Genomic DNA, 21,389 nt, shown 5'->3' with positions numbered 1-21,389 from the left:
CCGTGGCGCCGCCCATTCTGAAACTCGACGACATCTTCCTCTCCTTCGGCGGCACGCCGCTGCTTGCCGGCGCCAACCTGCAGGTCGAGCCCGGCGACCGCATCTGCCTCGTCGGCCGCAACGGCTCGGGCAAATCGACGCTGATGAAGATCGCCGCCGGCCTTGCCGAGCCACAGACCGGCGAGGTGTTCCGCCATCCGTCGGTCACCGTCCGCTATCTGCACCAGGCACCGGATTTCGAGGGTTTTGACACGGTTCGCGCCTACGCCGAGGCCGGTCTCGGGCCGAGCGACGACCCCTACCGCGTCGCCTATCTGCTCTCGCATCTCGGGCTGACCGGCGACGAGGACCCGACGCAACTGTCGGGCGGCGAAGCCCGCCGCGCCGCCCTTGCCCGCGTCATGGCGCCGGAACCGGATATCCTGATGCTCGACGAACCGACCAACCATCTCGACCTTCCCACAATCGAATGGCTGGAAGGCGAGCTTTTGAAAAGCCGCTCGGCCCTGATCCTGATCTCGCACGACCGCCGCTTCCTCGAAAAGGTCTCGACCGCCACGGTCTGGCTCGATCGCGGCCAGTCGCGCCGCCTCAACCAGGGCTTTGCCTTTTTCGAGGCCTGGCGCGACAAGGTGCTGGAAGAGGAAGAGATCGAACAGCACAAGCTCGGCAAGGAAATCGAGCGCGAGGAGCACTGGCTGCGCTACGGCGTCACCGCAAGGCGCAAGCGCAACATGCGCCGCCTCGGGGCGCTGCAGGATCTGCGCGCGAAACATCGCGGCCATTCCGGCCCGCAAGGCTCGGTGCATGCGACGGTCTCCGACGCGCGCGAATCCGGCAAGCTGGTGATCGAGGCGGAAAAAATCACCAAGGCCTATGGCGACCGCGCCATCGTTGCCCCCTTCTCGATCCGCGTCCATCGCGGCGACTGCATCGGCCTCGTCGGCCCGAACGGCGCCGGCAAGACGACGCTTCTGAAGATGCTGACCGGCCAGATCGAGCCGGACGACGGCACGGTGAAGCTCGGCACCAATCTCGAAATCGCCACGCTCGACCAGCGTCGCGAGGACCTGAACCTCGAGGAAACGCTGGCGCATTACCTGACCGACGGGCGCGGCGAAAACCTGCTTGTCAACGGCGAGCAGCGCCATGTCACCGGCTACATGAAGGAATTCCTGTTCCAGCCGGAGCAGGCCCGCACGCCGATCAGGAATCTTTCCGGCGGCGAGCGCGCCCGGCTGATGCTCGCCCGCATCCTCTCGCGCCCGACCAACCTGCTGATCCTCGACGAACCGACCAACGACCTCGACATCGAGACGCTGGACCTCTTGCAGGAAATCGTCGCCGGCTTCTCCGGCACCGTCATCCTCGTGTCCCACGACCGCGATTTCCTCGACCGCACCGTCACCTCGACCATCGCCCCCGCCAATCCGGACGCCCCCGACGGCCGCTGGATCGAATATGCCGGCGGCTATTCCGACATGATGGCGCAGCGCAAGGGCGCCCAGGAGGAAAAGAAGCGCACTGAGAAGGCCGAGAAAGCCAGGTCCGCCGACAACGGCAACTCCTCCGCCGCCCCGAAGACCGCCAGGGGAAAACTCTCCTTCAAGCAGAAATTCGCGCTGGAAAACCTGCCGAAGGACATGGAAAAGGCCGAACTCGAAATCGCCAGGCGCGAACAGGAAATGGCCGACCCCACCCTGTTTTCCAAGAACCCCGCCCGCTTCTCGACGCTGGCCGCCGAACTCGAAAAGCTGCGGGCGTCGATCACGACGATGGAAGAGGAATGGCTGGAGCTGGAGATGCTGCGGGAGGAACTGGAGGGGTAGCTGAAGCCGGGCCGCTAAGGAAGCGGCCGGTTCGCGCCGCATCCGGGCATTTGCCAATGATGTCGCAAAGGTCGCGTCTCGACCCGTTGCGGCCGCCCAGGCTCGCCAACGATACGGCTCAAGTTGACCCGTAGGCGACCTTCATAGGTCAGGCCGGAAGGTCTGCAAAGGGGGACAATTCGGCTTGTCGTGAGAGGCAGGAACCACCGCTCGGTCACCGATTTTGTTGAGAGCTCAGCAAGCCAGCGCTTCAGCCAGTCGTCAGGAATTTCGTACGGCACAACGCCAGATGGCGAATCCTGGTCCCTGGTCGCTCGTGCAGAAAAGAGCCGGGTGCGCCGCAGAACCAGCCGCAGAACCAGCCGAGGTATCCGCGCTTGCGGAAAGGACTGTCGGCGCCGGCTGGATTAGCGTAAGCTAAAGGTTGGGATGTAGTCATGCACCGCGTGGTCACCATTGCTATCGCCGCGCTCGCGGCCCTAATCATCTGCCCCGCGCAGGCGGAGGTAGTGATCGGGGTTTCGGCCGCGATGACCGGACGGCTCGCCTGGATCGGCGAGCAGGGGCAGCGTGGGGCAGAGATGGCCGTAGCCGACATCAATGCGGCGGGCGGCGTCCTTGGCCAGCAGGTGCGGCTCATCAACGTCGACGATTTCTGCGAGCCCGAGCAGGCCGTGGCGGCAGCCCAGAAGCTGGTGGCTGACGGAGTGGTGTTCGTCGTCGGACATTACTGCTCCGGGGCCTCGATCCCGGCATCCAAGGTGTACGAGGCGGCGGCAGTTCTGCAAATTTCACCAGGATCGACCAATCCGCTGTTGACCGAACAGGGCCGTGACAACGTTTTTCGGGTCATAGGTCGCGATGATACGCAGGGGATCGTGGCCGGCAACTACCTGGCCGATGAATGGGGCGACAAGAAAATCGCGATCCTTCACGACGGCACGATCTATGGTAAGGGGCTCGCCGATGAGACCAGAAAGCAGTTGAACAAGCGGGGCGTGACCGAATCTGTCTACGACGCATACACCCCTGGTAAGAACGACTATTCGGCGGAGATCGCTACGTTACAGGCGGCTGGCATCGCCGCGTTATATGTCGGCGGGTATCATGCCGAGGTTGCGCTGATCGCTCGTGCTGCACGCGACCGCGGCCACGCGCTTCAGGTCATCTCGGGCGACGCCCTGGCGACCGAAGAATTTGCCCTAATCGCCGGTCCCGCCGCCGAGGGGACCCGCTTTACGTTCTCCGCGGACCCACGGCGAAACCCCGAAGCGGCCCCGGTCGTGGAGCGGTTCCGTGCCGAAAACTTCGAGCCCGCAGGTTACACATTGCTGAGCTACGCTGCCGTCCAGCTCTGGGCGCAGGCGGTCGAGAAGGCAGCCTCGCTCGAGCTGCCGGCGGTCATCACGACACTGCGCGGACAGGAGTTCGACACTGTGCTCGGCCCGGTCGATTTCGACGACAAGGGCGACCTCACGAACCAAAGCTGGGTGTGGTACGTCTGGCGGGGTGGAGAGTATGTGCCGGTTGAATAGGAGGAGCCAGCCACACGCGTCGCTTGAGGCATCTTTTGCAGATCAAGTCAGCGCGATCGTCCAGATTAAGCGTCGCTGCGATGCTTGAACGCCTAGGCATACGCGGCCGCCTGCTGCTGGCTTTCTTCGGCATCAGCACCTTCGCGGTGCTCGCGACGGCAGCTGCTCTTTATGCCTTCCTCCAGGTAGGAGCGGTCGTCGACGGCATAACCAGGGGTCGGGTGCCGTCGGCGCTGGCGTCCCTCCAGCTGTCGCGCCAGGCCGAGCGGGTCGCGGCAACTGCGCCGTCTGTACTGACTTCGACGAGCAAGGCACGACACAACGAGGTCTCGGCTGCGATCGGGGTCGAGATGACGCGCCTCGAAGAACTGCTTGCCGCGCTCAAGGGCGCCACGCTTGGCACGGCGGCGGTGGCCGAGATCGAGGCGGCGGTGCTTGGTCTGCGGCGCAACCTCGACGCACTCGACGGCCTTGTCGCCACCCGCCTCACCGTGGTCGCGCGCAAGGAGGAGTTGTTACGCCGCTTGTCGGCTACGACAATTGCAGGCCAGCGCCTCCTGGCGGCTGGCATCTTAGTGATGAATTCCAAACTTGCGCAATCGAGGACGGTCGCGGCCGACGCGTCGCTCGCCCCAGACCGACGCGCGGCGGCGACTGCCAACCTGGTCGAGGCGATTACGGCCTACATCCCCCAGCAGAGGGCACACCAGGAGATATCCGCCGTCAACGACGCTCTGGTCAAGTTGGCGAACGCACCGACGCCAGGCGATCTTGCGTTGATGCTCTTTCCGCTGCGCCGGTCGCTCGCCGTCCTCGAAACGGTTTCAACTGAGATCGACGAGAAGCTACGGACCCGCTTTCAACTGCGGGTGGGCGAGTTCAAGGCGTTGATCGATGGTGACAACAGCATCCCAAAGGCGCGACAGGACGAGTTTGCCGTCCTGGCTGAGGGCGAAAAGCTTCTGGCCGAAAACAATCGGCTGTCCCGCAATCTCACCGCTGCCGTCGATCACCTGGTCGCCACGGCAGATCGCGAGATCGCCGCGTCCGGTCTCGAAGCCGCGGTCGTCCAGCGCTACGGCACGGGAGTTGTCCTTGGCTCCGCCTTTCTCAGCCTCCTGAGCTCGGTTCTGATTGTCTGGCTCTATGTCGACCGTAGCCTTCTCGCGCGTCTGGGAGCGGTGAGCCAAGGCATGTTCGCAATCGCCGGCGGCAATCTTCGTGCGCCGCTGCCTGCCGCGGGCCGTGACGAAATCGGCCGCATGGCCGAGGCGCTCAGGCTGTTCCGGGACACCGCAGTCGAGGTCGAGGAAAAAAACCTGCGCGAGGTTGCCGAGGCGCGCCAACGGCTCGTCGATGCCATCGAGAGCATCTCCGAGGGGTTTGCTCTCTACGACAAGGAGGACCGGCTCGTCCTCAGCAACAGCCGGTACCGCGAGCTGCTTTATAGCGACCTTGCGATCGAACTGACGCCCGGCACGACATTCGAGTACATCATTCGCCGATCCGCTGAGCGCGGCTACATCAGGGATGCTGAGGGCCGGTTCGAGGAATGGGTGGCCGAGCGCCTCTCCCGGCACAGCAATCCCGGCGAACCGTGGGTGCAGCGGCGAGGCGACGGGCGGTGGGTCCTGATAAGCGAGCGGCGGATCACCGGCGGCGGCACCGTCGCCGTCTATTCGGACATCACGGAGCTGAAGCAACGGGAACAGAATCTCGCCGAGAAATCCGCAGCGCTCGAGGCGCTCTCGAGCAAGCTGGCGAAGTATCTGGCGCCGCAAGTATACAACTCGATATTCACCGGCCGTCAGGACGTCAGGATCGCCAGCCAGCGGAAGAAGCTGACAATATGCTTTTCCGATATTGCCGGCTTTACCGAGACCACCGACAAGATGGAGTCCGAGGATCTCACCCAGCTCATCAATCACTATCTGACGGAAATGTCGAAGATTGCTTTGGAACACGGCGCCACGATCGACAAGTATGTCGGCGACGCGATCCTGATGTTTTTCGGCGATCCGGAGACCCGCGGCGTCAGGGAGGATGCGCTCGCCTGCGTGCAGATGGCTCTCGCCATGCAGGAGCGGATGAGCGAACTTGCCGAAATCTGGCGCGACATCGGAATTGAAGCACCGCTGCGATGCCGCATCGGCATCCACACCGACTACTGCACTGTCGGCAACTTTGGCAGTGAGGATCGGATGGACTACACGATCATCGGCGGCGCCGTGAACCTCGCCTCGCGCCTCGAGCAGGAGGCACCGCCGGGCGCCGTGCTCATTTCTTATGAGACGTTTGCGCAAGTGAAGGACACGATCGCCTGCGTGGAGCTGGGGCACGTCCAGATCAGGGGCATCGCCTATCCCGTCGCCACCTTTCGCGTCCTCGATCTGAAGGCCAATCTAGTCGCCGCCCGCAGCGCCGTTCGAACCGAGCTGCCGCATCTCAGGCTGGAGGCTGAACCCGAGCTGATGTCTGTCGACGAACGCAACCAGGCCGCAACCGCGCTTCGCGAGGCGCTCGATCGACTTTGTCACAAGCCAGGGTAGCAGGCTTCGCAGCCACGCGCGCGGGTCTGCGTGAAAGGCGATTCTCGTCCGACTCGGAGATGGCGTGCCGGGCATGCCACGGGCGGTCACCTCGCCGGGCGGCCCGCCTAACTCCACTATTGCGATTTAATCGGATGCGATCTATATAACAGCAAAGGCCCTTCAAAGGATCATGCCCGTGACCGCATTCGAAACAAAGACAAGCTCCGATCCTTCCTCGCAGACCGGCGGCAAGAAGCTTTCGAATTTTCTCTGCTTTGCGATCTACTCGGCGAACCTGGCCTTCGGTCGCGCCTACAAGCCGATCATGGATGCGCTCGGCCTGACCTACACCCAGTATATCGCCATGGTGGCGCTGTCCGAAGAGGACGATCAGACCGTCGGGGCGCTCGGCGAAAAGCTCTTCCTGGAATCCAATACGCTGACGCCGATCCTCAAGAAGCTGGAGCAGACCGGCTATCTCCAGCGCAAGCGCGATCCCGCCGACGAACGGCAGGTGCGGGTAAGCCTGACGCCGGCCGGGCGCAGTCTTCTTGAAACGGACCCCGCCGCATCCCTGGTCGACGCGACCGGGCTCGGCGACGACTTTGCCGTGGTGCAGCAGGCCGTGGCAAGGCTGCGCGACAATCTCCTGCGGGCCGCCACCCAGCGGCAGAAGGCATGATCGACAGGGCGTTCTCGTCTCTCCTGAAATTTTGCGCAGCGGCTTCCAGACGCCACGACGCCGTGCGCCGCATGGGAGATCGATCGAGCCTGTGCCCAAACGGCCGCGTCTCGATCATGTCCGCGGCCATGGCATAGCCGCCGCCCATTCCGTCCGGAAAATGCACCCGGCCTGCCGGTGCGAGGTCAACGCCTCGCCCGAAGAGCGTCGGGTCTGCCGGCCGGCAGGCAGACCCGGCCGATCCGGTTTTAGAGAAGGTTGGTCGTAACGTCGATGTTGCCGTGTACCGCCTTGGAGTAGGGGCAGATGCCGTGTGCGGCCTCGAGCAGTTCGCGCGCGACCTTAGGCTCGATGCCCGGCAGGCTGACATTGAGGCGCGCCCGCAGGAAGTAGGAGCCGTCGTCGACGTTCAGATCGATCTCGGCATGGACCTCGGCACCGGCCGGAAGCTTGATGTTTCGCTGGGCGGCGGCGACCTCGATCGCTCCCATGTAGCAGGCCGACCAGGCGGCGCCGAACAGGTTTTCGGCGGCCGGGTGCGGCTGCGTCAGCTTGAGGTCCAGCTTGCCGTCGTTGCTGCGTGCAAAACCGTCGCGGCCACCCTTGTTGTGGGTCTTTCCGGTGAAGAGAAGCTTCTCAGTCATAGCGATATCCTTTTCCGTTCGCTTTTTCTCGTATCCGATCTAATCGGATGCGAGCTAAATACGCTCAGCGCGAACCCTTGTCAATACTATTCCGATTTAATCGGATACGATTTATATTCGGGCGCGCTGACGTGAGATCGATTTGGAAACCGGCGCCTCCTCCATCCCCGCAAATCCCCGCCCTTTGCACCCGTGCCATACTCCTCTCGTCCCGCCATCGGATACACCGGAAAGCGTTGCCGGCGAGGCGGGGCCGGTGCCTTCGGTCTGTGTTTGAAACGCAGGCGCGGCCGCAGGGGCCTGCAGAAAATGGTTTCCCTCTCGCCTGAAACAGGGCGGGGCGTGCCTGTGAGGCACACATGAGGACCGGCGACTGGTCTGCCGAAAGGCCGATCTTTCGTGGCGCGGCGGGTAAACAATAACGAAGGCCCGCGAGCCCCACCCTGGTAAAGGTGCCGATCATCCGCGCAGAGAAACCGCAGTTGCAGGTAAAAACCGCCGAGACGGGGCACGTCGCGTGTCACCTACACTTACTTACTGAGGCACCCGATGTGCCCCGGCCGATACCCATGCCGAAAGGCCGGCATGGTTGGAAATTCCGAAAAGACACGGACGTTTCGCGCCGCGTGATCGCAGGCGCATGCACAGAGATCGAGGGCGAACACCCTCCCCTTGAGGGGGAGGGTCGGACCGCAGGTCCGGGGTGGGGTGACCCTCCGAGACATCTAATGGTTCACCCCCACCCGCAGCTACGCTGCGACCTCCCACGCAAAAACCACGTCCCGCCAGCGGCCGCGTCCCGTCTGACAATAGTTAGCAATCCACTTAACTATCCCTTGCACGTTTCGCCATATCGTGATACTTAGGTATATGCTTAACCATTCGAACCAGCTCGATCTCATGTTTCAGGCGCTTGCCGATCCGGCGCGCCGCACGATGGTGGAACGGCTCTGCCGCGGACCGGCTTCGGTCAGCGAGCTTGCCGGACCGCTCACCATGTCGCTGCCCTCGGTGATGCAGCACCTGCAGGTGCTGGAACTGAGCGGCCTCGTCCAGTCGAAGAAGATCGGGCGGGTCAGGACCTGCACGATCGACCGCCAGGTCTTAAGCCTCGCGGAACAATGGATCTCCGATCGCCGCGCATTGTGGGAACGCCGCCTCGATGCGCTGGGGGAGTATCTCGCCGAAGACAATAAAGAAACCGAAGGGAGCAAGACATGACCGAACGCAGCGTTACCCACGCCACATTCATCATCGAGCGCGTCTATGACGCCGCGCCCGCCCGCGTCTTCCAGGCCTTTTCCGACCCGGCCGCCCGCGACCGCTGGTTCGTCAAATCCGATGGCTGGCCGATCGCCGAATATTCGTTCGACTTCCGCGTCGGCGGCCGCGAGACCGGCCGTTTCAGCCAGGACGGCACGACGATGATCTATAACGACACCGTCTATCACGACATCGTGCCCGACAGCCGGATGATCTTCGCCTACGCGATGACGATCGGCGAAAACCGCATTTCCGCCTCGCTCGCCACTGTGGAACTGAAGCCCGAAGGCAAGCGGACACGGCTCGTCTTCACCGAGCAGGGCGCCTTTCTCGACGGGCTTGACCAGGTGGTAGACCGCGAACAAGGCTGGCGCGAACTCCTTGGCCATCTCGCCCGCGAACTCGAACGCGACGCGGCAGCCGCCTGAGCGGAGAGGAGGAAACTGTCATGACCGAACGATCCACCAGACATTCCACCATCGTCGTCGAACGCACATACGACGCCTCTCCTTTCCGGGTATTCGCCGCCTGGTCGGACCCGAAAGCGCTGCTGCGCTGGGGCTCGCCCGGTGAGGGATGGGACGTCTCCTACGACCGCTTCGATTTCCGCACCGGCGGCAGCGACATCAGCCGCTTCGGTCCGAAGGACGGACCGGTCTTCGTCAACGAGACGGTCTACCAGGACATCGTGCCGAACGCCCGCATCGTCTCGGCCGGAAACATGACGTCGGAGGGAAAACGCCTTTTCGCCGGCCTTCTGACGGTCGAGTTCATCGTGGCGGGCACGGCCTGCCGGCTCGTCCTGACCGAACAGGGCGTCTTCTTCGACGGCCACGACCGGCCCGAAAACCATGAGGCCGGCTGGAACGAAATGCTCGACAACCTCGCCATCGAGGTGCTGCGCAACGCAGCCTAACGACGACGGACAAACAGGCAAGGAGATCATCATGACCGAACGCTCGGTAACCCATGCCACCTTCACCATCACGCGCCACTACGACGCGTCACCGGCCCGCGTCTTCGCCGCCTTTGCGGAAAAAGACCGCAAGGCGCAGTGGTTCAGCAGTCACGAAGGCTGGACATCGCAGAGCTATAGCTTCGATTTCCGCACCGGCGGCGGCGAGCACCTGAGCATCACTGCAGCCGATGGCGTCGTGCACACGTTCGATGCGCGCTATCAGGATATCGTGCCCGAAGAGCGCATCGTCTATAGCTACGACATGCACCTCAATGAGACGCGTTTCTCGGTGTCGCTCGCGACCGTTGAGTTCAAGCCGGGCAGCAAGGGAACGAGGCTCGTCTTCACCGAACAGGGCGCCTTCCTCGACGGCCACGACAATGTCGGCCAGCGCGAGACCGGGACCCAGTCCCTGCTTGACAACCTCGCAGCCTCGCTCGCCGCCGACGAGCCGGCGAAGCGTTCAGCTTGAGCAGAGGACATGCGATCGGGCGCCCGTTTTGCAGAGCCGGGCGTCCCATATTGATTCCAGCGCAGACAGGCGCTATTTAGACGTCTCGTGGTGATTTGGCCGGCCGGCTTGCAGCCACGTTAAATAAATCGCTAAAGGGCCGTGCATGCGCAAGCAAGCGGGCCGGTAGCGATTTTTCGTTGCCGGTTTTTTTCTTTCTGCCGGCTTGTCCGTGATCGAGTGTTGCCCATGCCCATCAAGATTCCCGATACGCTGCCCGCCTTCGAAACCCTCGTCAAAGAGGGCGTGCGGGTGATGACCGAAACCGCGGCGATCCGTCAGGACATCCGCCCGCTGCAGATCGGGCTCCTGAACCTGATGCCGAACAAGATCAAGACCGAGGTGCAGATGGCCCGCCTTGTCGGGGCGACGCCGCTGCAGGTCGAGTTCTCCCTCATCCGTCTCGGCGGCCACAAGGCCAAGAACACGCCGGAAGAGCACCTGCTCGCCTTCTACGAAACCTGGGACGAGGTCAAGCACCGCAAGTTCGACGGCTTGATCATCACCGGCGCGCCTGTCGAGACGCTGGACTATGAGGACGTCACCTATTGGGAGGAGATGCAGCAGATCCTCGACTGGACCCACACCAATGTCCATTCGACGCTCAACATCTGCTGGGGCGCCATGGCGGCGATCTATCATTTCCACCGCGTGCCGAAATACACGCTGAAGGAAAAGGCCTTCGGCGTCTATCGCCACCACAATCTCAACCCGGCCTCGGTCTATCTCAACGGCTTCTCAGATGATTTCCAGATTCCGGTATCGCGCTGGACCGAAGTCCGCCGCGCCGACATCGAGAAGGTGCCGGACCTTGAGATCCTGATGGAATCCGACGAGATGGGCGTCTGCTTCGTGCATGAAAAGGCCGGCAACCGCCTCTACGTCTTCAACCATGTCGAATATGATTCGACCTCGCTGTCGGACGAATATTTCCGCGACGTGAATGCCGGCGTGCCGATCAAGATGCCGCACAACCACTTTCCCCATAACGATCCGGAACTGCCGCCGCAGAACCGCTGGCGCAGCCACGCGCATCTGTTGTTCGGCAACTGGATCAACGATATCTACCAGACGACACCTTATGATCCGGCCGATATCGGCAAAGACCGGAAATGACGGCAAGTCTGGTTATCCGGCCGCTTGAACGCACCAACGCACCGTGTTTGACCTGCGATCAACCCGGTGAATTGTATGACTTTTCGGTTGCCGCCTCGCCCGAAATGACGCAGTTTGCCGCCGAGCCAGTGGAGGAAAATGACCGTGCAGACAGAAACTGAAATATTTGGCCATCTCCCCTCCGGCGAGCCGGTTCACCGTATGACCATCCGGGGCGGCGGGCTGACGGCGCATATCCTCACCTGGGGATCAGTCATCCAGGACCTGCGCCTCGACGGACACGCAGCACCGCTGGTCCTCGGCTTCGAGAATTTTCAGGACTATCTTTCCCATTCTCCCTATTTCGGCGCGACGCCCGGCCGCAACGCCAACCGCATCGGCGGCGGGCGCTTCTCGATCGACGGCACGTCCTACCAGCTCGAATGCAACGAAAAGGGCGTGACCCACCTGCATGGCGGCAGCGATGGCATTGCCAAGCGCTTGTGGACGATCGTCGAAAAGACCGAAGATCGTCTCGTCCTCAAGATCGCCGATCCCGATGGCCGCGCCGGTTATCCCGGCAATTGCACCGTCACCTGCACCTATACGTTAAGCGATGGCGGCGTGCTTAATGTTGTCTACGAGAGCACGACCGACCGTGCCACGATCTGCAATGTCTGCCAGCACAGCTATTTCAATCTTGACGGCACGGCCGATACGTTCGGCCACGACGTGATGATCGCCGCCGACCACTATCTGCCGACGGACGAGCGGCAGGTGCCGACCGGCGAAATCCGCGCCGTCGAGGGCACCGTCTTCGACCTGCGCGCCATGACGCCGATGCGCCGCCAGATGGAAGGCGACAGGATCGGTTACGACCATAATTTCTGCCTGGCGGATGCGCGCGGCCCCAAGCAGTCCATCGCCCTGGTGCGCAGCATCAATTCCGGCGTTTCGCTGGAGGTCCGCACCACCGAGCCCGGCGTGCAGTTCTATACCGGTTTCAAGATGAACGTGCCCGTTCCCGGCCTTGAAGGCCGCCGCTACGGCCCCTTCGCCGGGTTCTGCCTGGAAACACAGATCTGGCCGGACGCCGTCAACCACGCGAATTTCCCGCAAGCCGTGCTGCGGCCCGGCGAGACACTGCGGCAGGAAACAGACTACGTCTTTACCAGGAGCTGACATCCTGCTCAGATACGGCTCAATGGCAGGCTCGCGGCGCGTTCGTCTTTGACGCAGCCGCGGTGACCTGAGCCGCGGAGGAGTGGAAACGATGGCGGGAACGGCAAGAGGAAAGATCGCACTGGTGACCGGTGGCGGCACCGGCATCGGCCGCGCAATTGCCGAGGCTCTGCTGGAGCACGGCTTCACCGTCGTCATCTCCGGCCGCCGCTCCGACGTTCTCCAGGCCACCGCAATAGAAATGGCCGCGCATACCACCGGCACGGTGCGGGCATTCGCCGCCGATGTCGGCGATCCGCAATCGGTCGCCACCCTTTTTCAGACCATCCGCCACGATTTCGGCCGTCTCGACCTGCTCGTCAACAATGCCGGCATGGGCCTGCCCGCCGTGCCGATGGAAGACATCACCTTCGAACAGTGGAACGCCATCGTCGCTGCCAACCTGACCGGCGCTTTTCTCTGCACCCAGCAGGCGATGAAGCTGATGAAGGCGCAGACGCCGCGCGGCGGCCGGATCATCAACAATGGCTCGATCTCCGCCTCGACGCCGCGTCCCTTCTCGGCGCCCTATACCGCGACCAAACACGCCATTACCGGCCTCACCAAATCCACCGCGCTCGACGGCCGCCCCTTCGACATCGCCTGCGGCCAGATCGATATCGGCAACGCCTCGACCAAAATGACCGCCAGCATGAGCGGCGGCGTGCTGCAGGCCAATGGCGAGATCGCCAGCGAACCGACCATCCCCGCCAAACTCGTCGCCGACGCCGTCGTCTACATGGCGAGCCTGCCGCTCGACGCAAACGTGCTGACGATGACCGTCATGGCAACGAAGATGCCGTATGTGGGCCGGGGTTGAGCGGAAATCACGGCGCAATCGATAGATAAGCGGCCGGGCCCGATCGCTGATTTACCGGCTCTGCAAGGCGTTTTCTCAGCAAAACTCTACTGCCGGCTAAAGATATTTTGGAACAGCCAGCGCGTCTCCTGCGTTCACTGCCAGGAAGGAGAACCGACATGGCAAAAAACAGGATTCCGAGGAAGGTTGCGGGCTACAAGGTCCCGAAAACCATCCGCAAGTCGTCCGTTATCCGGTCGCTGCTCGCCAGCGATATTGGCCGCGACGTGCTCGCCAATGCGCTGACCGCAGGTGCGGGCGCCGCCGCCGCCGTTCTCGTCGCCGAACGCGACGAAATTGCCGACGCGACGAAGAAAGGCGCACGCAAGGGCGCCAAGGCAATCGGCATCGCCACCGAAGCCATCCGCAGCGCCACCCATGCAGCGACCGAGGTCGTCAGGGATGCAGCCCAGTCGGCCATGCCAGAAAAAATGCTCAAGCAAGCGAAAGTGCGCAAGGACGCAAACAAGGGCCCTCGCCGGGGCGCCGTCGTCCACTGAGGCAGGCGCCGCGCAGTGAGCCCGTGAGAAAGGAAAGACGGCTGGAGCGCTTCCTTGAAAAGCGCTTCGGTGCCTCCGTCGCCGACCGCGCGGCTGCCGCAGCCGTCGCCCACATCATCCTGCGCCTCATGCGCAACCACCCATGGATTGCCGCCGATCTCGTCATTGCCGGTTTGGGACGGGCCGGAAAGGTCGGCTTGCGCGAGATCGCGAGAGATTTGCGCGCAAAAATGCACGAGCGCCGGGCACGAAACCAAGCCGCTGCTGCTGGAGGCACGGGAACAGCAGGAGGTACAAAACTGAACCTGCAGACCCGTGTGAGCGAGCTATATTTCCTCGGGAAAAATGGAGCGGGTTAGGCGACTTAAGCCGCCATTTTTGTGTACCGGCTGTTTATCCAGTTCCAAGCCTCTTGCGGAAGCCAACCCTCATAGTCACGGGTCACGCCGATCACGAGGAAGAAGTCGTTCTTGTCGCCATGGGGTTCGAGTCGGCTCCAGATACCCTCAGCTGTCAACCCGGTATCAACGAGCCATGTCGATCCAAGAAAGTGCCACCAATCCCCACAGTTCTTGATAGCCTCATGTAGCGCCTCGTAATTCTGCCCCGGACGCTTCATGTCGTAATTAATCGCATAAATCACGTTTGGCCTCCTTGAGCCCATTATCTTTGGAATGACAGGCCGGAAATGCCCGGCCTGTCATGTTATTCGCCCTACTTCTTGTTGGGACGCTGCGTGAGAGCTGACGCTGCCGCAGTCTTGGCGGCTTTGCTCGAATTGGGGTTGCTGAGCACCTTTGCGGCGGCTGAAGCCGCCTTCGCGCTCGTAACTTCCTTATTCGCCATATGAATCACCTCCTTTCAAAGTTCTGCTGCGATTTCCAGTGCGACACGATCCATTCAAACTTGAATGATCGATTGCCAGAAATCATTTGACTTGACCGTCGAATCCAATCGTGATTCTGTGTTTCACAAATAGGACGTCTCGAATATGAAGTTTTTATCGTCTCACTTGTGAAACGATAAGCCGACTCGGGATGTTTCGTCAACTGCTAAAACCGTCTTGGATGAATGATGGGCTTGAACATTGAAAAACTTGGCGAAATGATTGTCGCTCGGCGAGGAACACTTGGCGTGCGTGCTGCTGCGAAGGAGATCGGGATCAGTTCGGCTACGTTATCGCGAATCGAGAATAGCCATGTTCCCGACCTCGTAACCTTTGCTGCGATCTGCAAATGGCTGGGCGAAGACCCGTCTAAGTTTTTAGGAATGCAGCCAGCGGAATCGAGCGACTCCGTTGCTAGCGTCCATCTACGAAAGAAAAAGACGACATCGATTGACACTGCGATCGCATTAGGTGGGATGATTGTTGCTGTGCAGAAAGCACTGCGAGACCGCGAGAATTTGTGACAGGATGCGGCGCGGTTTTAAAACACAGGCAGAGAAAATTTCGCAATCTCTTAGAGAAAAATTAAATCTATCCGTACGTGACAAGATCGATCCAAAGAGCTTTCTAGAATCTCTTGGTTTTTTCGTATGGACACCCGCTGAAGTTCCCGGCATTGGCCCAGATCATTTGGCACAGTTGACAATTCATGATCGTGATAGTTGGTCCGGCGTTACCATTCGAGAGGAAGGTGCCACCGCGATTATTATAAATTCTACGCATCCGCCAACACGACAAGCCAACACGTTAATGCACGAGTGGGCGCACATCGAGTTACGACACAAGCCCAATAGGGTCGATAGGTCCGAAGCTGGATTGCTTCTTCTTAGCGACTATCCGCCTGATTTTGAGGAGGAGGCAGATTGGCTTGCTGGCGCTGTCCTTATGCCTCGCGACGGTCTAGTGCATTTTAGGGGGCGCGGTATGAGTAACGACGACATCGCGGGACAATATGGCGTCAGTCTGGAGCTTGCAACATGGCGTCTACGCATGACTGGCGTAGAGAGGCAGATGCAAGCAAGAGGGCAATATTATAAGTAACTTCTATTTCGCACCGTCCGCCATGTAGCCATTCCCTTCCCGCTGCCCACTCACTACCCCGTATGAGGGCGCGAGAGCGGCCCGTGGAAAGCCAACTACCCTCACTGCCTATTTCCATCCGTGCGACACAGATTTCAAACAGCAAAGTCACCTTATGGCAACCGCTTACAATATGCTGATTTTCTTCGGAAAAATGGAGCGGGTGAGGCGATTCGAACGCCCGACCCCAACCTTGGCAAGGTTGTGCTCTACCCCTGAGCTACACCCGCTCATCGTCGACGGCCTGGGGTAGTCGGTGGCCGAAGGTCGCTGTGTTGCGGCGACGGGCGCTATATGGCCCAGCCGTTTTCCAAATGCAACAGGGAAATGACGAAGAAACCAAGAAATTTTTGCGCACATGTCGCAAGCCCCTGAAAACAAGGCGTTTTGCAGCCTGCAAAAGGAGAATCATTGCGCTTGTCTGCCCTTCGCCGTAAATGAGGACCTCCATTTTCAAGCCGAAGGAACGCGCCATGAGTGAAGTGCAGCCGAAGACGCAGGATGAATTGTTCGAGTTTCTTGACAACCTCGGCATCGAGCACACGACCAAGCGGCACGAGCCTGTCTTTACCGTCGCCGAATCGGTGGCGCTGCGCGACGAGATTCCCGGCGGACATACAAAAAACCTGTTCGTGAAGGACAAGAAGGACAATTATTTCCTGCTCACTGTCGAGGAGAACGCGACCGTCGACCTGAAGACCGTGCACACGATCATCGGCGGTGCCAGCAAGGTCTCCTTCGGCAGGCCGGAAAAGCTGATGGAATATCTGGGCGTGATTCCCGGCGCGGTCACCGCCTTCGGCGTGATCAACGACACGGACAAACAAGTGAAGATCGTTGTCGATGAGAACCTGATGAAGGACGAGATCGTCAACTGCCATCCGCTCGCCAATGACGCGACGACCTCGATCGCCTCCAAGGATCTCTTGCGCTTTATCGAAGCGACAGGACACGAACCGCTTGTCTTGAAAGTGACGGCCTGACATACGATCTTTGACGGGAAAGCGAAGCAGTATGACGGGCACGAGGATGTCCGCGAGGAGACACGATGAGCGGCAGCGACAATCCCTATGCAGGTTCCTACGGCAGCCAAATGACGGCGACGGCGAGCTATGGCGGCGCACCGGCTCAAGTCACCGCGGCAGCGCCTGGCGCCGACCTGATCAAGGAGACGACGACCGCCAACTTTGCCCGCGACGTGCTGGAAGCATCGCGCCACCAGCCTGTGCTCGTCGATTTCTGGGCGCCCTGGTGCGGTCCCTGCAAGCAGCTGACGCCGGTGATCGAGAAGGTCGTCACCGAGGAAAAGGGCCGCGTCAAGCTCGTCAAGATGAACATCGACGATCATCCGTCGATCGCCGGCCAGCTCGGCATCCAGTCGATCCCCGCCGTCATCGCCTTTTCGGCCGGCCGTCCGGTCGATGGCTTCATGGGTGCGGTGCCTGAAAGCCAGATCCGCCAGTTCATCGACAAGATCGCCGGTCCGCTGGTCGATGACCAGGCGGCCGAGATCGAGGCGGCGCTCACCGAGGCAAAGACGCTGCTCGACCAGGGCGACCTTGAGAACGCCGCCGGCCTTTTCGGCGCGGTGCTGCAGGCGGATGCGGAAAATGCCGCGGCACTCGCCGGTCTTGCCAATTGCATGATCGCCGCCGGCGATCCGCAGCAGGCGCGCGACGTGCTGTCCAATCTCTCAGAGGCGCTGGCCAAGGATGCCGCCATCATTGCCGTGCTGAAAAAGCTCGACCAGATCGAGGAAGCCCGCAAGCTCGGTGACCCCAACGAGCTGGAGCAACTGCTCGCCGCCGATCCCGACGATCACGCCGCGCGCATCAAGCTTGCCAAGATCCGCAATGTCGAGGGCGACCGCGAGGCGGCGGCCGATCACCTCCTGAAGGTGATGAAGCGCGACCGGGCCTTTGAGGACGACGGCGCCCGGCGCGAACTGCTGCAGTTCTTCGACGTCTGGGGTCCGATGGACCCGGCGACGCTCTCTGCGCGGCGCAAACTGTCGTCGATCCTGTTCTCGTGACGCCTTTGTGACGCTCACTCTTGAGATTCCAGGTTGGCGCACCATTTCTTGTCCATAAGCGGCGGCCCATAAGCGGCGGCGGCGCCGCAATTACCAGGAAAGCGCCTGACAGCGACGGGGTATGGTCAGAAATGCAAGTCGGAAATGCACGTTATCTGAGGCCACAGGACCTGCCGGATATGCTTCCGGTATTTCCGCTGACGGGCGTGCTCCTGCTTCCCGGCTCGCAATTGCCGCTGAACATTTTCGAGCCGCGCTACCTTGCCATGTTCGACGATGCGCTGGCGGGAAACCGCCTGATCGGCATGATCCAGCCCTTCTTCGGTGAATCGCGCGAGGAAGCGGGGCAGGCGCATATGCAGGCACTCTGCCAGGTCGGCTGTATCGGCCGAATCACCTCCTTCGCGGAGATGGAGGACGGCCGCTATTTGACGTCTCTCACCGGCATCTGCCGCTTCCGCCTGTTCGACGAACAGCATCCGACGAAGGGCTATCGCAATTTCCGCATCGCGCCCTTCGCGACCGATCTCAACGGCCCGGACGACGAGGCCCAGGTCGACCGGAACGCCTTGCTTGCCGCCTTCAAGGCCTATCTCGACGCCAACAAACTGGAGGCGGACTGGGAAAGCGTCGAGCGGGCAAGCAATGCCACGCTGGTCAATTCCATGGCGATGATGTCGCCCTATGGCCCGGCCGAGAAGCAGGCACTTCTGGAAGCCCCGGACCTCAAGACCCGCGCCGAAACGTTGATCGCCATCACCGAAATCGTGCTTGCCCGCAGTTTCGGCGATATCGAAAACATTCTGCAGTAGGCTAGCGCCATGGAAGACAGGACCAGCCGCGTGGACCCGAAACTGCTCGAACTTCTCGTCTGCCCGCTGACCAAGGGTCGCCTCAGCTACAACGCCGCCGACAATGAACTGATCTCGGAAAAGGCAAAGCTCGCCTACCCGATCCGCGACGGCATTCCGATCATGCTGATTTCCGAGGCGCGCAAGATCGAGGACTAGTTGCGTCAACTGCGCAGTCTGTTTGCGCTGACACCTTTTATCCCCTCCGCTTACAGAGCCCATTCACGTAAATTTAGGCGGTTTCATCGATAAACCTCGGGTACCCCGCCGATCGGAGGTCGGCACAGCCTGAAGGCCTGACATGAGCACTTTTGAACGTATCCGCTGGAAGAAGCATTTCCACGATTTCTTTTGGAGCTTTTTGATTGGCCCCTTCGCCACAGGCCTTTATGTTTCCGCAGCGATGTTGCTTTCCGCGTTTATAAGTGCCGCTTTCGGATTGCACCCTTTATACACCGCAATGGCGGCTACGATGGTCGTGCTAATCGTCAACCCGAAACGCCGGTTGAAGAACTTCAAGGCCGGTCGATGAGGTTGCGTCATGTGGCTCGGTCATTTCCAGAGCCATGGTTCAGATCGGCTGCCCGCCCAGCAACTTCGGATTGGCTTCGCCGCCAAGCCCCGATGCCTGCCGGATGAAGAACGACTTCAGCGACGGCATGCGATCGACGATCCCCAATCCGAAATCGCGCAGCGCCCTGACCGGCGTGATGTCGTTGGAAAACAGCCGGTTCAGTACGTCCGTCGTCACACCCATGCGGAACGTGTCGAAGCGCCGCCAGCTCTGGTAGCGTTCGAGCACCGCGAGCGAGCCGATATCGAGACCGAGGCGATCGGCATCGACGATGGTCTCGGCCAGCGCGGCCACATCCTTGAAGCCGAGATTGAGACCCTGGCCGGAAATCGGATGGATGCCGTGTGCGGCATCGCCCGCGAGTGCGAAGCGCGGAGCGATGAAATCCCGCGCCAGCGTCAGGCCGAGCGGGAAGGCCTGCCGTCCGCCGACAACCTTCAGCGTGCCGAGCTTGTGGCCGAAGCGCCGTTCCAGCTCTTCCTCGAAGACGAGGTCGTCGCTGGCGATCAGGCGTTCCGCGTCGTGTGACCACTCCGTCCAGACCAGCGAGGAACGGTTGTTCTTCAAGGGCAGCGTCGCAAAGGGACCGGCCGGCAGGAAATGCTCCTCGGCCGTGCCGTCATGCGGGCGCTCGTGCTCGACGGTGGCCACGATGCCCGACTGGCCGTAGTCGAAATCGACGGTCTTGATACCGGCGGCATCGCGCAGCTTCGAGCGCACGCCGTCGCAGGCGATGAGCAGCCGCGCATCGAGCACGTCGCCGCTCGAAAGCGTGACGGAGACCGCATGATCGCCGCTCTTGAAATCATCTGCTGTCGTCGACTGGCGGATATCGACGCCAAGGGCGCCGGCTGCCTTGCGCAAGGCGCCGACCAGCGCCAGGTTCGGCACCATATGGGCAAAGGGCCGCCCATCGACACCGCCCTCTTCAAACGTCAGAAACACCGGCCGGACCGGATCGGCGGTCTTCGAATCGGTGATCACCATGCGCTTGATCGGCTCTGCTTCCGGCTCGATTTCGCTCCAGATGCCGAGCACGTCGAGCATCTGCGAGGCGGCGGCGATGATCGCCGAGGCGCGCTCGTCCTTCTTCCAGGCGTCCTCGGGCGCGCCGTCGATCACGGTCACGGCAAGATGGGGTGCTGCCTTTTTGATGGACACGGCCAGCGACAGGCCGACGTAACCGCCGCCCGCAATCAGCACATCGATCATCTCTCATCTCCCGTCGCTCTTGAGCATTGCTTGCTGCCTATATAGATCATTGCTGCGCCCCTTCCTACCACCGGCGCCATTCTACCGCTGGAGATTGCCGAAATGTCGCGCCCCACCCCCGCCCCGATGGATGTCCTCCTGCAGACGCTGGACCTGGAGAAGCTCGAGGAGAACCTGTTTCGCGGCCGCTCGCCGCAGGTCGGCTGGCAGCGCGTCTTCGGCGGACAGGTCATCGGCCAGGCGCTGGTGGCGGCACAGCGCACCGTCAGCGAAGGCCGTTATGTACATTCGCTGCACGCCTATTTCATGCGGCCCGGCGATCCGGCAGTGCCGATCATCTATGATGTCGACCGTATCCGTGACGGATCGAGCTTCGCCACCCGCCGCGTCGTCGCCATCCAGCACGGCAAGGCGATCTTTGCCCTGTCGGCGTCCTTCCAGTTCGATGAGGACGGTTTCGACCACCAGATCGTCATGCCGGACGTGGCGCCGCCGGAAAACCTGATGGGCGAGCAGGACATCAAGGAGAAATTCCTGGTCAATGCGCCCGAGGCAATCCGCCGCTATTGGGAGCGCCCGCGGCCGATCGAGATCCGCCCCGTCTCGCTCAAGCATTATTTCTCGCGCGACAAACTCGAGCCCGTACAGGACGTCTGGGTGAAGGCGGTCGGCGCAGTCCCGAACGAGCGCCATATCCAGGCGGCCGTGCTTGCCTATATCTCCGACATGACCCTGCTCGACACGGCGCTCTACGCACATGGCACCTCGGTCTTCGACCGCGACCTTCAGGTGGCGAGCCTCGATCACGCCATGTGGTTCCACCGGCCGTGCCGCATGGATGACTGGCTGCTCTATACCCAGGATAGCCCGAGCGCGTTTGGTGCACGCGGCATGACCCGCGGCAGCCTCTTTGATCGCTCCGGCGTGCTGATTGCCTCTGTTGCCCAGGAAGGCTTGATCCGGAAAAAGGCATTTGAATAAAAAAGCGTCATTTTTTAATTTTTGCCTATTTTTTCATCGTTTAAACTGGCGATTTTTTAACATTTCGCCGACCGCATCCGGAAAA

Annotated in this window: 24 protein-coding genes, 1 tRNA gene and 1 riboswitch; of the genes, 21 read left to right on the top strand and 4 right to left on the bottom strand. The window is 61.4% G+C overall.

Translation table 11 applies throughout. The features are described 5' to 3' along the window. Nucleotides 1-2: 2 nt before the first annotated feature. The 4 genes from ACSQ3F_RS07855 (at nucleotide 3) to ACSQ3F_RS07840 (ending at nucleotide 6,577) form a co-directional block, all read left to right on the top strand. Nucleotides 3-1,829 (top strand): ABC-F family ATP-binding cassette domain-containing protein, encoded by a 1,827-nt coding sequence (locus ACSQ3F_RS07855; RefSeq protein ID WP_436099707.1) that lies wholly within the window; start codon nucleotides 3-5, stop codon nucleotides 1,827-1,829. Nucleotides 1,830-2,266: 437 nt separating this feature from the next. After that, the gene (locus tag ACSQ3F_RS07850; RefSeq protein WP_436099706.1) at nucleotides 2,267-3,364 is read left to right on the top strand and encodes a branched-chain amino acid ABC transporter substrate-binding protein; all 1,098 of its coding nucleotides are present in this window, start codon (nucleotides 2,267-2,269) and stop codon (nucleotides 3,362-3,364) included. Nucleotides 3,365-3,444: 80 nt separating this feature from the next. Beyond that, the gene (locus ACSQ3F_RS07845) at nucleotides 3,445-5,913 is read left to right on the top strand and encodes a PAS-domain containing protein (protein WP_436099705.1); all 2,469 of its coding nucleotides are present in this window, start codon (nucleotides 3,445-3,447) and stop codon (nucleotides 5,911-5,913) included. A 172-nt stretch (nucleotides 5,914-6,085) separates the two neighbouring features. Further along, on the top strand, nucleotides 6,086-6,577 hold the full coding sequence (locus ACSQ3F_RS07840) for a MarR family winged helix-turn-helix transcriptional regulator (protein WP_436099704.1): 492 nt from the start codon (nucleotides 6,086-6,088) through the stop codon (nucleotides 6,575-6,577). A gap of 248 nt (nucleotides 6,578-6,825) precedes the next feature. On the opposite strand, the gene ACSQ3F_RS07835 is transcribed toward ACSQ3F_RS07840, so the two are convergent. Next, nucleotides 6,826-7,221 carry an Ohr family peroxiredoxin gene (locus tag ACSQ3F_RS07835; RefSeq protein ID WP_436099703.1) on the bottom strand — a complete coding sequence of 132 codons (396 nt, stop codon included), beginning with the start codon at nucleotides 7,219-7,221 and terminating at the stop codon, nucleotides 6,826-6,828. Between the two features lie 870 nt (nucleotides 7,222-8,091). Between ACSQ3F_RS07835 and ACSQ3F_RS07830 the strand changes: the two genes are divergently transcribed. From ACSQ3F_RS07830 to ACSQ3F_RS07790, 9 genes are all read left to right on the top strand, one after another. Further along, nucleotides 8,092-8,442: an ArsR/SmtB family transcription factor gene (locus ACSQ3F_RS07830; protein ID WP_436099702.1), complete on the top strand. Its 351-nt coding sequence runs from the start codon at nucleotides 8,092-8,094 to the stop codon at nucleotides 8,440-8,442. Then, the gene (locus ACSQ3F_RS07825; RefSeq protein ID WP_436099701.1) at nucleotides 8,439-8,912 is read left to right on the top strand and encodes an SRPBCC family protein; all 474 of its coding nucleotides are present in this window, start codon (nucleotides 8,439-8,441) and stop codon (nucleotides 8,910-8,912) included. Before ACSQ3F_RS07830 ends, ACSQ3F_RS07825 begins: the two co-directional genes overlap by 4 nt. A 20-nt stretch (nucleotides 8,913-8,932) precedes the next feature. Then, nucleotides 8,933-9,400, top strand: coding sequence for an SRPBCC family protein (locus ACSQ3F_RS07820; protein WP_436099700.1), 468 nt, complete (start codon nucleotides 8,933-8,935; stop codon nucleotides 9,398-9,400). 31 nt (nucleotides 9,401-9,431) lie between these two features. After that, complete coding sequence (locus tag ACSQ3F_RS07815; protein ID WP_436099699.1) at nucleotides 9,432-9,914, top strand: SRPBCC family protein; 483 nt, start codon at nucleotides 9,432-9,434, stop codon at nucleotides 9,912-9,914. Between the two features lie 77 nt (nucleotides 9,915-9,991). Continuing rightward, a riboswitch (SAM riboswitch) is annotated at nucleotides 9,992-10,069 on the top strand. Nucleotides 10,070-10,142: 73 nt separating this feature from the next. Then, nucleotides 10,143-11,069 (top strand): homoserine O-acetyltransferase MetA, encoded by a 927-nt coding sequence (gene metA, locus ACSQ3F_RS07810; RefSeq protein WP_436099698.1) that lies wholly within the window; start codon nucleotides 10,143-10,145, stop codon nucleotides 11,067-11,069. A 144-nt stretch (nucleotides 11,070-11,213) separates the two neighbouring features. Further along, nucleotides 11,214-12,230 carry an aldose epimerase family protein gene (locus tag ACSQ3F_RS07805; RefSeq protein ID WP_436099697.1) on the top strand — a complete coding sequence of 339 codons (1,017 nt, stop codon included), beginning with the start codon at nucleotides 11,214-11,216 and terminating at the stop codon, nucleotides 12,228-12,230. A gap of 91 nt (nucleotides 12,231-12,321) precedes the next feature. Next, a complete protein-coding gene (locus ACSQ3F_RS07800; protein WP_436099696.1) occupies nucleotides 12,322-13,089 on the top strand; it encodes an SDR family oxidoreductase in 768 nt (255 codons plus the stop codon). 158 nt (nucleotides 13,090-13,247) lie between these two features. After that, nucleotides 13,248-13,628, top strand: coding sequence for a hypothetical protein (locus tag ACSQ3F_RS07795; RefSeq protein WP_436099695.1), 381 nt, complete (start codon nucleotides 13,248-13,250; stop codon nucleotides 13,626-13,628). Nucleotides 13,629-13,651: 23 nt separating this feature from the next. Further along, nucleotides 13,652-13,987 carry a hypothetical protein gene (locus ACSQ3F_RS07790; protein ID WP_436099694.1) on the top strand — a complete coding sequence of 112 codons (336 nt, stop codon included), beginning with the start codon at nucleotides 13,652-13,654 and terminating at the stop codon, nucleotides 13,985-13,987. Nucleotides 13,988-13,992: 5 nt separating this feature from the next. On the opposite strand, the gene ACSQ3F_RS07785 is transcribed toward ACSQ3F_RS07790, so the two are convergent. Further along, nucleotides 13,993-14,271: a hypothetical protein gene (locus ACSQ3F_RS07785; protein WP_436099693.1), complete on the bottom strand. Its 279-nt coding sequence runs from the start codon at nucleotides 14,269-14,271 to the stop codon at nucleotides 13,993-13,995. A 428-nt stretch (nucleotides 14,272-14,699) separates the two neighbouring features. Between ACSQ3F_RS07785 and ACSQ3F_RS07780 the strand changes: the two genes are divergently transcribed. Together ACSQ3F_RS07780 and ACSQ3F_RS07775 are read left to right on the top strand one after the other, a co-directional pair. Next, the gene (locus tag ACSQ3F_RS07780; RefSeq protein ID WP_436099692.1) at nucleotides 14,700-15,038 is read left to right on the top strand and encodes a helix-turn-helix domain-containing protein; all 339 of its coding nucleotides are present in this window, start codon (nucleotides 14,700-14,702) and stop codon (nucleotides 15,036-15,038) included. A 4-nt stretch (nucleotides 15,039-15,042) separates the two neighbouring features. Beyond that, nucleotides 15,043-15,615: an ImmA/IrrE family metallo-endopeptidase gene (locus ACSQ3F_RS07775; protein WP_436099691.1), complete on the top strand. Its 573-nt coding sequence runs from the start codon at nucleotides 15,043-15,045 to the stop codon at nucleotides 15,613-15,615. A 194-nt stretch (nucleotides 15,616-15,809) separates the two neighbouring features. Here ACSQ3F_RS07775 and ACSQ3F_RS07770 read toward each other — a convergent pair. Continuing rightward, a tRNA-Gly gene (locus ACSQ3F_RS07770) sits at nucleotides 15,810-15,884 on the bottom strand. A 243-nt stretch (nucleotides 15,885-16,127) separates the two neighbouring features. Here ACSQ3F_RS07770 and ACSQ3F_RS07765 point away from each other — a divergent pair. The 5 genes from ACSQ3F_RS07765 to ACSQ3F_RS07745 all read left to right on the top strand — a co-directional run bounded on the left by ACSQ3F_RS07765 (nucleotide 16,128) and on the right by ACSQ3F_RS07745 (nucleotide 19,069). Then, nucleotides 16,128-16,637, top strand: a complete 510-nt coding sequence (locus ACSQ3F_RS07765; protein ID WP_436099690.1) for a prolyl-tRNA synthetase associated domain-containing protein — start codon at nucleotides 16,128-16,130, stop codon at nucleotides 16,635-16,637. 65 nt (nucleotides 16,638-16,702) lie between these two features. After that, the gene (gene trxA / locus ACSQ3F_RS07760; RefSeq protein ID WP_436099689.1) at nucleotides 16,703-17,686 is read left to right on the top strand and encodes a thioredoxin; all 984 of its coding nucleotides are present in this window, start codon (nucleotides 16,703-16,705) and stop codon (nucleotides 17,684-17,686) included. Nucleotides 17,687-17,817: 131 nt separating this feature from the next. Further along, nucleotides 17,818-18,498 (top strand): LON peptidase substrate-binding domain-containing protein, encoded by a 681-nt coding sequence (locus ACSQ3F_RS07755; protein ID WP_436099688.1) that lies wholly within the window; start codon nucleotides 17,818-17,820, stop codon nucleotides 18,496-18,498. Between the two features lie 9 nt (nucleotides 18,499-18,507). After that, on the top strand, nucleotides 18,508-18,696 hold the full coding sequence (locus tag ACSQ3F_RS07750) for a Trm112 family protein (protein WP_018328586.1): 189 nt from the start codon (nucleotides 18,508-18,510) through the stop codon (nucleotides 18,694-18,696). Nucleotides 18,697-18,838: 142 nt separating this feature from the next. After that, nucleotides 18,839-19,069 (top strand): hypothetical protein, encoded by a 231-nt coding sequence (locus ACSQ3F_RS07745; RefSeq protein WP_436099687.1) that lies wholly within the window; start codon nucleotides 18,839-18,841, stop codon nucleotides 19,067-19,069. Nucleotides 19,070-19,108: 39 nt separating this feature from the next. On the opposite strand, the gene ACSQ3F_RS07740 is transcribed toward ACSQ3F_RS07745, so the two are convergent. After that, entirely contained in the window at nucleotides 19,109-20,323 is a 1,215-nt protein-coding gene (locus tag ACSQ3F_RS07740; protein ID WP_436099686.1) for a ubiquinone biosynthesis hydroxylase, read from the bottom strand. A gap of 102 nt (nucleotides 20,324-20,425) precedes the next feature. On the opposite strand from ACSQ3F_RS07740, the gene tesB reads away from it, so the two are divergent. Continuing rightward, the gene (gene tesB / locus ACSQ3F_RS07735) at nucleotides 20,426-21,304 is read left to right on the top strand and encodes an acyl-CoA thioesterase II (RefSeq protein WP_436099685.1); all 879 of its coding nucleotides are present in this window, start codon (nucleotides 20,426-20,428) and stop codon (nucleotides 21,302-21,304) included. The last annotated feature ends 85 nt before the right edge of the window (nucleotides 21,305-21,389 follow it).

Origin of the sequence: Pararhizobium sp. LjRoot238, from assembly GCF_964252955.1 — a bacterium.
Taxonomy (GTDB): Bacteria; Pseudomonadota; Alphaproteobacteria; order Rhizobiales; family Rhizobiaceae; genus Pararhizobium.
This window is presented reverse-complemented; position numbering and strand designations above follow the sequence as displayed.